Here is a 13951-nt window from a genome sequence, read left to right on the forward strand (position 1 = left end):
TGTGTTACTTATTACGTTTAATATAGTCTAATAAACGTTCAATATCCCACGTGTTAATTACGTTATCTTTTTGAATCCAACCTTTACGTGCTGCTGCTACACCTGTTTCCATATCTTCTAACATTTCAAGCGTATGAGCATCCGTATTAATCGCTACTTTTACACCAGCATCTTGTGCTTGTTTTAATAATTTCGCGCTTAAATCTAGACGGTTTGGATTCGCATTTAATTCTAAAACTGTATTTGTTTCTTTTGCGAGCTCGATTAATAAATCTGTATCCACATCATAGCCCTCGCGGCGTCCAAGAAGACGTCCTGTCGGATGAGCAATCATTGTGACATGCTTATTATCCAGCGCAGCACGAAGACGTTTCATAATCGTTTCACGGTCTTGTGAGAAGCTAGAGTGAATCGCTCCAATGACATAATCTAATTCTGCTAATACTTCATCATCAAAATCAAGTGTTGCATCCGGTAAAATATCCATTTCAATTCCGCGTAAAATTGTAATGTCTGGATACTTTTCGTTCATACGTTCAATTTCTTTTGCCTGTTCACGAAGGCGTTCTTTCGTTAAACCATTCGCTACTTTTAAGTATTGTGAATGGTCGGTAATTGCCATAAATTTATAACCACGAGCACGACATGCCTGTACCATTTCCTCAATCGAAAAGGCACCGTCACTCCACGTTGTATGCATATGTAAATCACCTTGTATATCAGAGAACTGAATTAAGTTCGGATACTCTTTAATTAATTCAATTTCTTTTCCATCTTCACGCACTTCTGGTGGGATGAATGGAAGACCGAAATGAGCGAAGAACTCCTCTTCTGTTTCAAATGTTCTCACTTCACCTGTTTCTAAGTTTTCTACACCGTACTCACTAATTTTCTCGCCTCTATCTTTCGCGATTTGGCGCATTTTTACGTTATGGTCTTTTGATCCTGTGAAATGGTGAAGGGTTGTAATAAATTCTTCTGGTTTTACTAGACGGAAATCGATTGAAATATCATATTCATATTGAAGACGAACAGAAACTTTCGTATCTCCACTTGCGATTACTTCAATCATATTATCAAATTGCAGTAAATGCTCACGTACTGCAGCTGGTTCTGTCGTTGCAATGATAAAGTCTAAATCTTTCACTGTTTCACGAACACGGCGCAAACTACCAGCACGAGAGAAACGAATTACTTCAGCAATATTCGACAATTTCTCCTCTATTTCCCCGGCAATAGGCAATACCATTGCGATTGGTAAACGCTCTGGACGAGATCCTACTTGATCGATTGCTTCTAATATTTTCTCTTCTGTCTTCTTACCGAAGCCTGCTAAAGCTTGTACTTTATTTTCCTCACAAACCGCTTTTAGCGATTCCATATCAACAACACCAAGTTCTTTATATAACTTAGCCAGCTTTTTACCACCAAGTCCTGGCAATTTTAATAACGGTAATAAGCTACTTGGAACTTCTTTCTCAAGCTCTTGTAATACTTCAGATGCTCCCGATTCTATATATTCTTGAATAACTGCTGCTGTTCCTTTTCCAATGCCCGGAATCTTCGTAAAATCTTCAATCTCAGAAAGACTACGATCATCACTTTCTAGTGCTGCTGCCGCTTTACGAAATGCAGATATTTTAAATGGATTCGCGCCCTTTAGTTCCATAAACAGGCCGATTGTCTCTAGTAATTTAATAACTTGTTTTTTATTTACTTTCATCATTACCCCGCCTTTCCTTCATAGAAAAAAACTCCTCTTTCCGAAAAAAGAGAAGTTATACTCTGCTACCTGTCTGCCATAGTTCCTTCACCTTTTCAGAAAGAATCGGTGTATCGTCTACAATTATTTTGCTAATTGATGATTTTTGTAATGGTGTTTGTATTTGTTCAATTGGAAGAATGTTTCCAACGATAATTAAAACAAACAAAATAATATATACTTCTAAAAATCCGAGGATTGCCCCCGCAAACGCATTGACTTGCTTTAAAACCGGTATTTCTGCAAACATATTTAACAAATTACCAAGTAATGAAAGTGCAATTTTTGTAATAATAAACAATATGATAAACGCAAGTGCTTGATAAAATACTGTTTCAATATTATTTGCATCAATCCATTCTGGAACAGATACGTTTTTATCAAATGGATACGGAATAAATTTCGCAAGTGCTGGCGCTAAATCTTTACAGTACCAGTATGCAACAAGGTATGCGATAATAAAGCTTGTTAACTTTACAAGTTGCAGAATAAACCCTCTGCGTAAGCCGAGGAAAAATCCCATAACAAGCAGTAAAATGATAATAATATCAATCATGTTATTCCATTCCTTTTTTTGTCATACTTTCTTTCAATTTCTCATGTTCTTCTTTTAATTTTATGTAATCGTGTATGACGTTTACCGCCGTCAATACCGCTAGTCTACTCGTGTCAAGCGAAGGATTCTTGGCATTGAGTTCGCGCATTTTATCATCCACAATCGCTGCTACCATGCGGATATGACTTGTACTTTCATCGCCAACAACTGAATATTGTTGACCATAGATTTCTACATTAATTCGACTTTTCTTTCCCTTTTGTTGTGACAACTCACCGGCCTCCAATCACGTACAGAATCCTAAAGTTTATCATACCATGAACCATCATATTATGGAAACAGAAAGAACAATCCGATATGATAAAAATAACAATATAAAAAAGGAGCGACCATCTTGTCAAATTCTATCGTAATACAAACAAGTTCCACAGTAATTGAAGACATGAAACAACAATACAAACAAGCGCTTAGTCCAAAAACCCCACAAGGCGGGATCTTCATGGCAAAGGTGCCATCTTGCACGATTACAGCTTATAAATCTGGAAAAGTAATGTTCCAAGGTGGCCGTGCTGAAGCAGAAGCTTCTCGTTGGCAAACTGTCTCTCAAACACCGAAAACAGCTGTAAAAAAAGCTGTCGATTCACACCGTTATGCACCGCCTGCTTCCATCAGTACAATGTCTATCGTAGGGTCAGATGAAGTTGGTACTGGTGATTTCTTCGGACCGATGACAGTAGTTGCTGTATATGTGGATGCGAAGCAAATCCCATTGTTAAAAGAACTTGGTGTAAAAGACTCTAAAAACTTAAATGACAATCAAATTACTGCCATTGCAAAACAACTTCTACACGTTGTTCCTTACAGCTCTCTTGTCCTTCATAATGAAAAATATAACGAGCTATTTGATAAAGGAAACAACCAAGGTAAGTTAAAAGCTTTACTACATAATAAAGCTATTACAAACTTATTAGCTAAAATTGCACCTACAAAGCCTGAAGGCGTCTTAATCGATCAATTCACACAACCTGATACATACTATAAATATTTAGCTAAACAAAAACAGGTACAGCGTGAAAATGTTTACTTCGCGACGAAAGGCGAAAGCGTCCATTTAGCAGTAGCCGCTGCTTCTATTTTAGCTCGTTACTCATTCGTAAAACAGTTTGACGAATTAAGCAAAAAAGCTGGTATGCCACTTCCAAAAGGTGCCGGTAAACAAGTTGATATCGCCGCTGCTAAATTAATTCAAAAGCTTGGTAAAGAACGATTACCTGAGTTTGTGAAAATGCATTTCGCTAATAAGGAGAAGGCGTTTCGCTTATTAAAATAGTATCGACAAAAACAGGAGGCTACAAACTCCTGTTTTTTGTTTCACTATACTATTGTCCGTTTATTTTTGTTACAATTAAAATATACAGATTATTCTAACACATGAGGAGATTCCCATTGCTACTTCTACAAATGATTCTAAATATTTTACTAGGCGATCCACACGAAAGACAGTTTGAAATTAGAGAAAACATTCAGCTACTAAGTGAACAACGAGAATTCAACGATTTAATAGAGCGCTATGGCCGATCTTTCTTATTAAACTTTCGGATTCGAAGATTTATCGGGAAACACGATGCCCGCTTGTTAATACATAATCCAGCAAAACTACAACACTTCTGTGAGGAACTTGAATGTATGATTAGAAGAAAAAGATTGTTTACATAAGGAGGGAATTCATATGAACGCTTTAAAAGTTAAAAAGTTATTATATGTTTTCGTACACCTCGTAGGCCCACTTTCTTACCTCACTATTTCTACCATTTGGGGAGCTTTTTTCACTTCTAAATCCACATTCGAAAATATATCTGATAATCTTGGTGTGATGGCCATCTATTACGTGCTCATGAGCTTACTGTGGTTTTTCTATTTAGACCAATTAGACAAAGATGTAGATAAAATTACAAAAGAGATTAATGATAATAAGGTGTAATACATATAAAAAAAGGAGAGCCGCCAAGACTCTCCTTTTTTATGTTAGCTTCTTTTCTGCTTCTTATTTGATGAAGATACTTTATGAGAACCTGTTTCATGTGTCGTCGTTCCTTGTCCTTCTACTTCTGGAGAACCTAGGCTTGATCTTGAATGATCTTTTTTTACTTTTTTACTCATTTATATTCACCCCTTCGCGTTACTTTTTGCTACGAGGTAATAAACTATGCAAACAAAAAAGCGAGAGGAAATCCTCTCGCTTTTTTATATTTTAGAATTCAGAAGAGCCTGGAGTTCTTGGGAATGGAATTACGTCACGGATGTTAGCCATGCCAGTGATGTACATTAGGAAGCGCTCGAAACCTAGACCGAATCCAGCGTGTTTTGTACCGCCGTATTTTCTAAGTTCTAAGTACCACCAGTAGTCCTCTTCGTTCATGCCTAGTTCTTTAATTCTGTCTACTAAAACGTCCATTCTTTCTTCACGTTGGCTTCCGCCGATTAATTCGCCGATGCCAGGAACTAGAAGGTCAGTAGCAGCTACTGTTTTTCCATCTTCATTCATACGCATGTAGAACGCTTTAATGTCTTTCGGATAGTCAGTTACGAATACAGGGCGTTTAAAGATCTCTTCTGATAAGTATCTTTCGTGCTCTGTTTGTAAGTCAATACCCCATTCTACTGGGTATTTGAAATCAGCACCTGATTCTTGAAGCACTTTAATTGCTTCTGTATATGTGATACGACCGAAGTCAGAGTTGATTACGTTGTTCATGCGCTCTAGAACTGTTTTATCAACGAAGCTGTTGAAGAATTCCATTTCTTCTGGCGCATGTTCTAGTACGTATTTCATTGCATATTTCAGCATATCTTCTGTAAGATCCATTACGTCGCCTAATTCAGCGAATGCAATCTCCGGCTCAACCATCCAGAACTCAGCTGCGTGGCGAGTTGTGTTTGAGTTTTCTGCACGGAATGTAGGTCCGAATGTGTATACGTCACGGAATGCTAATGCATAAGCTTCAGCGTTCAGCTGTCCACTTACTGTTAAGTTTGTTTCTTTGCCGAAGAAGTCTTTTGATTCATCAACTTGTCCGTCTTCACCTTTTGGTACGTTGTTTAAATCTTGCGTTGTTACGCGGAACATTTCGCCTGCACCTTCTGTATCACTACCAGTGATGATTGGTGTGTGAACATGTACGAATCCACGCTCTTGGAAGAACTGGTGAATCGCAAATGCTGCGACAGAACGTACACGGAACGTTGCAGAGAATGCATTTGTTCTTGGACGTAAGTGAGCGATTGTACGTAAGTATTCAAACGTGTGACGTTTCTTTTGAAGTGGGTAATCAGAATCTGATAAGCCCTCGATATCAATTTTTTCTGCTTTAATTTCAAATGGTTGCTTCGCTCCAGGCGTTGCAATTACTGTACCTTCTACTTTAACTGAAGAGCTAAGTGGAAGTTTTGCAATTTCTTTGAAGTTTTCTAACTCTGTATCGAAAACGATTTGAACGCTTTTGAAAAAGCTACCGTCGTTTAATTCGATGAAACCAAATGCTTTTGAATCACGTAAGTTACGAATCCACCCTGATACTTGTACTGTTTGACCTGCGTATTTATCTGTATCTCTATACAGACTTTTTACTAATGTGTTTTCCATAGTGAAATTCTCCTTTGCACATATATTTAAATACAAAAAAACCTTTCATCCATAAAGGGACGAAAGGTTAAACTTCGCGGTACCACCCAATTTGTCATAAAGACCAACTTTAACTCGTATGTAATACATACTTCCCGGTTTGTAACAGGCCGGATTCCCGTCTAAGCCTACTCTTAAATACAAGTTTCAATTTCGGTTAGCAACTCCAAGGTGTTCTTCACATATACCGCCTCATCAGGCTCTCACCGTCCCTGACTCGCTTTGGATTATAGTATATACTACTTTTCCTTATCATCGTCTTTCATTTTGTTAAACTAAAATTAATGTACTACATTCGAGAGAAAGATGCAAGATACCAAAAAATATATCAGCGATTTTTGTAATATATCGACTTACCAACAATCGTGCCATAAAAAAATTGCCGGACTGAATCCGGCAATCTTTTATTACTTACGTAACTCCGCACCAAATTTCTCTTCTACCGTCGTTAATACACGGTTATGTGCTTCTGTTACTTCTTCGTCTGTTAACGTACGTTCTGCATCGAAGTAGGTCATAGAGAATGCAAGTGATTTCTTGCCTTCTTCCATTTTTTCACCTTCGTATAAGTCGAATAGCGCTACGTCTTTCAGAAGTTCTCCGCCAGCTTCAGCAATGACTTGCTTCATTTCGCCAGCTTTTGTTTCTTTTGTTACGACAACAGCCATATCACGTGTCATAGATGGGAAACGTGGAATTGCTGCGTAGTAAGTTTCTTCTGCGTCTGCACCGAACACTTTTACAAGAGATAGTTCGAATACGAATGTATTTTTCACATCTAATTGTTTTTCTGCTTCTGGGTGCAATTGACCGATGAAACCAATTACTTCGCCATCTAATACGATGTCAGCTGTACGACCTGGGTGCATACCTTCACGTTTTGCTGGTGCATATGTGATTTGGTTTGCAACGCCAAGTACGTCGAATAATCCTTCTAGTACACCCTTCACAACGAAGAAGTCTACTACTTTCTTCTCACCTTGCCATGCATGGTGAAGTGCAAGACCTATCATAACACCTGCAAGATGTTGTTCTTCTTTCGGAAGTTCTCCTGCTTCTGTCGGTAAGAAGACAGAACCTACTTCGTATAAAGCAACACTATCGTTTTTACGTGCCACATTGTATGAAACTGCTTCTAACAATTGTGGCACTAGGCTTAAACGAAGTTGGCTACGCTCTTCACTCATTGGAAGTGCAAGGTTTACAGGCGCCTTTTCGTTTGGCTCAACCATATATTGCTTCGCTTTATCAGCGCTCGTTAATGAATACGTGATTGCTTCATATAAACCAGCACCTTCTAAGAAGCGACGTACTTTACGACGTTTCGTTTGTGCTGATGTTAATTTACCACGAGTCATTGTTCCAGAAGGTAATGTAACTGGAATGTGGTCATAACCGTATAGACGACCCACTTCTTCTACTAAGTCTTCTGAAATTGTAATATCAGGACGACGTGCTGGTACATTCACATGGAATGTTCCTTCTACTTCTGTGAATGGGAATTTTAAGTTTGTGAACATTGTACCCATTTCACTTGCAGAAATATTTGTACCTAATACACGGTTTACTTTTTCAGCAGTAACAGATACTGTACGTTCTTGTACTTGTAAGTTGTCAGCTTCTACTACACCTTCAAGTGCTTCTCCACCAGCGTATTTCGCCATTAAAGCAGCTGCGTGTTGAATTGCTTCAAATGTACGTGTTGGGTCAATTCCTTTTTCAAAACGTGCACTTGATTCACTGCGAAGACCTAAGTCTTTTGATGTACGGCGTACTGTTTGACCTGCAAAGTATGCAGATTCAATTAAAACGTTTACTGTCTCATTTGTAACTTCAGAATCCGCTCCGCCCATTACACCAGCAACAGCTAAAGCTTTTGTTCCGTTTGTAATTACAAGGTGGTGGCTTTGTAACGTACGCTCTTGATCATCTAACGTTTCAATTTTTTCGCCTTCTTTTGCAAGACGAACAACGATTTCTTTTGAGCCTAATTTATCGTAATCGAATGCATGTAACGGTTGACCGTATTCCATTAAAATGTAGTTTGTAATATCAACTACATTGCTAATTGGACGAATGCCAGCTGCCATAAGGCGCGTTTGCATCCACATTGGTGATGGACCAATCTTTACGTTTTTCACCATTTTTGCAATATATAATGGGTTTTCTTCTTTCGCTTCTACACTTACAGAAATGTAATCAGAAGTTTTTTCTGCTGTTTCTTGTAAGCTGATAGCTGGAAGTTTTACTTCACGGCCGTAAATAGCAGCGACTTCATATGCAACACCTAGCATGTTTAAGCAATCTGCACGGTTTGGTGTTAAACCAAGCTCAAGTACTTCATCATGTAAGTTTAAAATTTCAAGTGCGTCTGCACCAACTTCAGCGTCACTTGGGAAGATGAAGATACCGTCTGCATATTCTTTTGAAACTAACTTTCCATCAATGCCAAGCTCTTGAAGCGCACAAACCATACCATGAGAAGCTTCACCACGTAGTTTTGCCTTTTTAATTTTGAAGTTGCCAGGAAGTACAGCACCAACTTTTGCAACTGGTACTTTTAAACCTTTTGCAATGTTAGCCGCTCCACAAATAATTTGAACTGGCTCTTCTTCACCGATATCGATTAAGCATTTGCTTAATTTATCAGCTTCTGGGTGTTTTTCACATTCTAATACGTGACCAACTACAACACCTTTTACACCTTTATTTAATACTTCAACACCTTCTACTTCAATACCACTTTTCGTGATTTTGTCTGCTAGTTCTTGTGCTGTTACATCTTTAATATCTACATACTCTTGTAACCAACGATATGATACGAACATACTTATCCTCTCCTTCCCTTACGCTCGTTTGAATTGTTGTAAGAAACGTACATCATTTGTATAGAAATGACGAATGTCATCTACGCCGTATTTCAACATTGCGATACGCTCTGCGCCCATACCGAATGCGAAACCTTGATATTCTTTTGAATCATAACCAGCCATTTCAAGTACGTTCGGATGAACCATACCTGCGCCTAAAATTTCGATCCAGCCAGTTCCTTTACAAGTGCCGCAACCTTTGCCGTGACACATCATACAAGAAATATCCATCTCTACAGATGGCTCTGTGAATGGGAAGAAACTTGGACGAAGACGGATTTCACGATCTTCACCGAACATCTTTTTCACGAATACTTGCAGTGTACCTTTTAAGTCACTCATGCGAATGTTTTTATCAATTACAAGACCTTCAATTTGCATGAACTGGTGTGAATGCGTCGCATCATCGTCATCACGGCGATACACTTTACCAGGACAAATAATTTTAATTGGGCCTTTTTCTTTATTATTTTCCATCGTACGTGCTTGCACAGAAGATGTATGTGTACGTAGTAACGTTTCTTCTGTAATGTAGAATGTATCTTGCATATCACGCGCTGGGTGATTTTTCGGTAAGTTTAATGCTTCGAAGTTGTAGTAGTCTTTTTCTACTTCTGTTCCTTCAGCTACTTCATAACCCATACCGATGAATACATCTTCAATTTGTTCAACAACAGCTGTTAACGGATGGTGACAACCTGTTTCAACAGGACGGCCTGGTAGTGTAACATCAATTGTTTCCGTAGCCAATTTCGCTTCAATTACTGCTTTTTCTAAGTTACCAATTTTGTCTTCTAAACGCGTTTGGATCGCTTCACGTACTTCATTTACTAATGCTCCCATACGTGGACGCTCTTCTGCTGATAATTTTCCCATGCCGCGTAATACTTCTGTAATTGGACCTTTTTTCCCTAAATACGCTACGCGTACGTCGTTTAAGCCCTTTAGCTCTTTCGCTTCTTCAATAAGCTCTAACGCTTTTTGCTTTAGCTCTTTTAAACGTGCTTCCATTTGGAACCCTCCTAATTTTAAAAATAAAAAAACCTCGCTCCCAAAAAGGGACGAGGTAAATTCGCGGTACCACCCTAAATTGACAGAACAGGTCTGCCCACTCATTAGTTATAACGATCAATTCTGACCGGAACGCCTTTACATATATATGGTCCTGGCGTCAACTCCAGAGGTGAATTCACTTCCGTCTACCATAAGAATACTTTCAGTCTAAGGCATTCTCTCCCTTTATGGCGATTTTGTAAGTTACTCTTCTCTATCAACGTTTTTCGTTATTTAACTTTTAATATAATATACTTCAACTTATTATAAGAAGTTTTTTATTTGTTCGCAACTGGGCTTTGCAAATAATACGTTAAAATCCCTGCTGCAACCGCAACATTTAATGATTCTGCCCCGCCGTAAATCGGAATATACAAGTTTTGATCACTTTTTGCAAGAATTTCTTCGCTTACGCCACTTCCTTCATTTCCTACAATTAATGCAAAACTACCAGCTGGTGTTACTTCACCATATGGAACTCCATTTTCAAGAGCGGTTCCATATACAGGAACGTTATTTTCTTTTAACTTGTCTACCCACTCTTCTAAGTTCCCTTTTACAACTGGTAAATGGAAAATAGAACCTTGTGTAGAACGAAGCACTTTACTATTATATGCATCAACGCATCCTTCTCCAAGCACAACAGCATGAATACCAGCTGCATCAGCTGTACGAATAATTGTCCCTAAGTTGCCCGGGTCTTGAAGACCATCTAATAAAAGAAACTTTCCATCTGCAAGAGCTACTTCACTCTCGTGTTTCTCACAAACAGCAAATACCCCTTGCGTCGTTTCTGTTTCACGGAGTACTTTTACGATTGCTTCAGGTACGATATACATTTCCACATCATTAACTGTCCAATCTTTCGGAAGATCTGTCTGATCAGAAACGATAAGTTCTGTTACAACTCCTGCTTTTAAAGCTTCTTCCACTAAGTGGAATCCTTCTACAAAAAATAAACCCTTTTTATCGCGCTCTTTTTTCGTCTGCAGCTTTTTCCACTGCTTCACACGCGGATTTTGCACTGAATCAATGTTTTTCATAATATGTATTTCCCTCTCTTCTTGTCTTATCATTATAGCCTATTTTTCATACATATTTACATAAAAAAGAACAAAAACTAACGTCAGTTTCAATTCTGAAGAAGAGGTGAAGATAATGAGTTTTAATTTACGCGGCGCTGTATTAGCGAATGTATCTGGAAATTCACAAGATCAATTACAAGAAACGATTGTCGATGCAATTCAAAGCGGTGAAGAAAAAATGCTTCCAGGTCTTGGCGTTTTATTCGAAGTCATTTGGAAAAATGCTGATGAAAATGAAAAACACGAAATGTTAGGAACACTGGAGCAAGGATTAAAAAAATAAACAATAAAAGGTCACCTTAGAAAAAAAACTAAGGTGACCTTTTATGTCTATAAAATTTTTCTTCTCCTAAACATTTCTACTTTACTAACGCTACCCAGATGGAGTACAATGTTCAAAATACATTTAAACCGATCGATTTTTCTTCATATACATCATTAGATAAAAGGAGTGAATGTTTTATGCAACGTATTACGCTTGAACAAGTTTTTAAACATCACATTACACAAAAATATGTAAACCGTTCTGGAATGGTCCACGCGATCGCTGTCGCTTACCATGCGTTTCACTTAGCGAAAAAGCATCATGCCTCAGTCGATGCTGCAACAAAAGCTGGTTTCCTTCATGATATCGGACATCACACATGGTACAGTGAGGGAGCATGGGATTATGACTTGTATAAAAAGAATGATATACATGCGATTAAAGGTGCAGAAAGAGCTCATAAATTGCTTATTAGATTAGGAGAACATCCGAAACTAGCAAAAGAAATTTCTATCGCGATTCTTCTTCATACAGATTCTTTCTTAGTACAGCAAGAAATTGAAAGAACATCTCTTCAAAACATTATTAAATGGGCAGACGAAGCAGATGAAGAACCGGGCGGAGCGCACCATTATAGAACAATTTCTTATGAAAAAGCACTTAAAGCAATTCAGCAGTTAGATCGATTGGTAGAGCGTGAATTACAAATAGAGCAATCGAAATCGAACAATAAAGCAGAACATAGTTATCAATGAGAAAGAGGAATCACTATAGGGTGATACCTCTTTTATTATTTTACGAAAAATACACCTTTATATGTAATATTTGGATATTACACTCGAAAACAAAATGCTTTATAATTAAATATACAAATATAAAGAGGTGATTTTATAAATGCAACCCGCTACACAATTTTCTAATGAACAGAAATATTCTATGTCATGGGGACAATTTATTAGCTCCGTTTTATTCGCTTTTTTCGGAACCGGACTTATTACTGTGTTCCTAGCAATGCCCTTAACAATTTATACAGCAGGTCTTACAGATAAAAAACAAATTGCCCTGTATGAATCTATCGTAAACACTGCAAGTATCATATTACAACTAGCCGTGTTGTTATTCTTCATTTTCAAATTCGAACCCGCAAAAAAATTACTACTACAATCTTTTAACTTTAAAGTACTTAAAGAATGGCGTACATACGTATACTTACTTCTTTTCTTCGCTATAAACATTATACTCAATTACATCTTGTTAAATTATATGTTCCAAGACGCAACAAAGCAGCAATCTTCCGCACTTAACTTAGACGTTTTTAAGCAGTATCAAATATTATTACTTCTCGGCTTCGCAATACTCACACCAATTTTTGAAGAACTTATTTTCCGTGGCTTTATGCTTCGCTTCTTCTCTGAGCGATTTCCATTTTGGATTGCAGCCATCATAACAAGTTTCTTCTTCGGTATCGCTCATACATACTCACTTGGAGTCATGGTAATTACTTTCTTCATGGGATTATTAATGGCTATTTTATGTAAAAAAACAAAATCCATTATTCCAGCTATGTTATTTCATATTATGAATAATATGTTGGCATTTTTGAGCTAAAAAGAGGTATCATCACGATACCTCTTTTTACTCTTTTATCACAACTTCAAACTCTTCTTCCGTTAAAACTTTTCGATAATTCGTTTTCTTTTCTCCCTCTTCACCAGAAGTTAGAACAGGCGTCAGAACAATTTTCTTTACACTATCTTCTAGTTTTTCAAATCGCCAATAACTATTTTTCGATAGTGTATGTCCTGAAACCGGTTTTAGCTCTTTCCCATCTTGATCTTTTCCCATAAATGTTACATCTAACTTTGTTCCGTTCAACATCTTATAGTTCAACTTCGCGGATATAGGAGAAACTTTTAAATCTTCCACTTCTATTTTTTGACCATTTTCTAATTTAAAATGTTTATGGATTGGGATTGTTTTCGTTTCTGCTTTTAATTTGTCTCCAGATGCTTTAGAAGAAAAGCCCCATTCTCCTTTTATTGATGTTTTACCTTTTAACGGCATAAGTCTTCTATATACAATTTGTATATCTAGTTCCCCATCCAATTCCATTGGATTCATTTGTGAATCTTTCAAATTTGTAGTAGTAAAAAATGTGTATGTATAATCATTTACTTTTTGTTTACCTCCACCACCACTACCATTTAACTCTTTTCCATTTATATAAACATCTGGGTGCGGTAAAAAAATCCCCCCTAGATTAACACTGTTAGACTTAAACGTACTATTAACAATAATCTGCCCTTCATCTACCATCACTTCATCTAACCGTACTTCTACACCGTTATCATAAACTGTTTGTCCTATTGTCGTTTTATATTCTTTTAAAGGTTCCCCTCTACTGTTTACGTAGTCTTCCATTTTACTTCCGATTAACGGTATATCCGCAATCATCCTTCTCATATCTACAGTCATCATCATAATAAATAATGCCACAGCCGATGTTACAATCGCTACATTTCGTTTCGTATAAGCTTTGTTCTTGTTTATTTTTTTACGAATTCGCTTTTTTATTTTCTGTTTCTCTATGTGAGTTAAGTTAACCTCTTCATATTCATTCTCATCCATTTTTATATCATTTAACATTTCATATGGATCTTTCATTTTCTTCACCTCTT

The 13951-nt window shown here is 37.4% G+C and carries 15 protein-coding genes and 2 other annotated features; of the genes, 6 read left to right on the forward strand and 9 right to left on the reverse strand.

Annotated elements, in window-relative coordinates; all coding sequences use genetic code 11:
• Positions 1-4: 4 nt before the first annotated feature.
• Genes polX through zapA form a run of 3 tightly spaced genes read right to left on the reverse strand, consistent with a single transcriptional unit; the run spans position 5 to position 2589 of the window.
• A complete protein-coding gene (polX, locus tag ILS93_RS10470; protein ID WP_064474630.1) occupies positions 5-1723 on the reverse strand; it encodes a DNA polymerase/3'-5' exonuclease PolX in 1719 nt (572 codons plus the stop codon).
• 55 nt (positions 1724-1778) lie between these two features.
• The gene (locus ILS93_RS10475; protein ID WP_000565411.1) at positions 1779-2318 is read right to left on the reverse strand and encodes a CvpA family protein; all 540 of its coding nucleotides are present in this window, start codon (positions 2316-2318) and stop codon (positions 1779-1781) included.
• Between the two features lies 1 nt (position 2319).
• On the reverse strand, positions 2320-2589 hold the full coding sequence (zapA, locus tag ILS93_RS10480; protein ID WP_000082701.1) for a cell division protein ZapA: 270 nt from the start codon (positions 2587-2589) through the stop codon (positions 2320-2322).
• 123 nt (positions 2590-2712) lie between these two features.
• On the opposite strand from zapA, the gene rnhC reads away from it, so the two are divergent.
• The 3 genes from rnhC to ILS93_RS10495 all read left to right on the forward strand — a co-directional run bounded on the left by rnhC (position 2713) and on the right by ILS93_RS10495 (position 4299).
• Positions 2713-3648: a ribonuclease HIII gene (rnhC, locus tag ILS93_RS10485; protein WP_088048035.1), complete on the forward strand. Its 936-nt coding sequence runs from the start codon at positions 2713-2715 to the stop codon at positions 3646-3648.
• Between the two features lie 116 nt (positions 3649-3764).
• Complete coding sequence (locus tag ILS93_RS10490) at positions 3765-4034, forward strand: hypothetical protein (protein ID WP_000925541.1); 270 nt, start codon at positions 3765-3767, stop codon at positions 4032-4034.
• 13 nt (positions 4035-4047) lie between these two features.
• The gene (locus ILS93_RS10495) at positions 4048-4299 is read left to right on the forward strand and encodes a hypothetical protein (protein WP_088048034.1); all 252 of its coding nucleotides are present in this window, start codon (positions 4048-4050) and stop codon (positions 4297-4299) included.
• 44 nt (positions 4300-4343) lie between these two features.
• Here the strand turns inward: ILS93_RS10495 and ILS93_RS10500 are convergent, their stop codons facing one another.
• From ILS93_RS10500 to ILS93_RS10520, 5 genes are all read right to left on the reverse strand, one after another.
• Complete coding sequence (locus ILS93_RS10500) at positions 4344-4478, reverse strand: YuzL family protein (protein ID WP_000039594.1); 135 nt, start codon at positions 4476-4478, stop codon at positions 4344-4346.
• A gap of 91 nt (positions 4479-4569) precedes the next feature.
• Entirely contained in the window at positions 4570-5961 is a 1392-nt protein-coding gene (gene asnS / locus ILS93_RS10505) for an asparagine--tRNA ligase (protein WP_000432172.1), read from the reverse strand.
• A 52-nt stretch (positions 5962-6013) separates the two neighbouring features.
• Positions 6014-6265: a binding site (T-box leader), on the reverse strand.
• 142 nt (positions 6266-6407) lie between these two features.
• Positions 6408-8828 carry a phenylalanine--tRNA ligase subunit beta gene (gene pheT, locus ILS93_RS10510; protein ID WP_098101957.1) on the reverse strand — a complete coding sequence of 807 codons (2421 nt, stop codon included), beginning with the start codon at positions 8826-8828 and terminating at the stop codon, positions 6408-6410.
• Between the two features lie 18 nt (positions 8829-8846).
• Positions 8847-9881 (reverse strand): phenylalanine--tRNA ligase subunit alpha, encoded by a 1035-nt coding sequence (pheS, locus tag ILS93_RS10515; protein WP_222660418.1) that lies wholly within the window; start codon positions 9879-9881, stop codon positions 8847-8849.
• A 43-nt stretch (positions 9882-9924) separates the two neighbouring features.
• Positions 9925-10153: a binding site (T-box leader), on the reverse strand.
• Between the two features lie 48 nt (positions 10154-10201).
• Positions 10202-10999 (reverse strand): TrmH family RNA methyltransferase, encoded by a 798-nt coding sequence (locus tag ILS93_RS10520; RefSeq protein WP_002096285.1) that lies wholly within the window; start codon positions 10997-10999, stop codon positions 10202-10204.
• Between the two features lie 82 nt (positions 11000-11081).
• Between ILS93_RS10520 and sspI the strand changes: the two genes are divergently transcribed.
• From sspI to ILS93_RS10535, 3 genes are all read left to right on the forward strand, one after another.
• On the forward strand, positions 11082-11291 hold the full coding sequence (sspI, locus tag ILS93_RS10525) for a small acid-soluble spore protein SspI (RefSeq protein ID WP_000009511.1): 210 nt from the start codon (positions 11082-11084) through the stop codon (positions 11289-11291).
• A gap of 179 nt (positions 11292-11470) precedes the next feature.
• Positions 11471-12028 carry an HD domain-containing protein gene (locus ILS93_RS10530; protein WP_064474624.1) on the forward strand — a complete coding sequence of 186 codons (558 nt, stop codon included), beginning with the start codon at positions 11471-11473 and terminating at the stop codon, positions 12026-12028.
• Positions 12029-12167: 139 nt separating this feature from the next.
• Positions 12168-12881, forward strand: coding sequence for a CPBP family intramembrane glutamic endopeptidase (locus tag ILS93_RS10535; protein WP_222660420.1), 714 nt, complete (start codon positions 12168-12170; stop codon positions 12879-12881).
• Positions 12882-12908: 27 nt separating this feature from the next.
• On the opposite strand, the gene ILS93_RS10540 is transcribed toward ILS93_RS10535, so the two are convergent.
• A complete protein-coding gene (locus ILS93_RS10540; protein ID WP_222660422.1) occupies positions 12909-13937 on the reverse strand; it encodes a DUF4179 domain-containing protein in 1029 nt (342 codons plus the stop codon).
• Positions 13938-13951 lie beyond the last annotated feature (14 nt).

Source organism: Bacillus sp. 16GRE42 (assembly GCF_019837435.1).
Classification (GTDB): domain Bacteria; phylum Bacillota; class Bacilli; order Bacillales; family Bacillaceae_G; genus Bacillus_A; species Bacillus_A wiedmannii.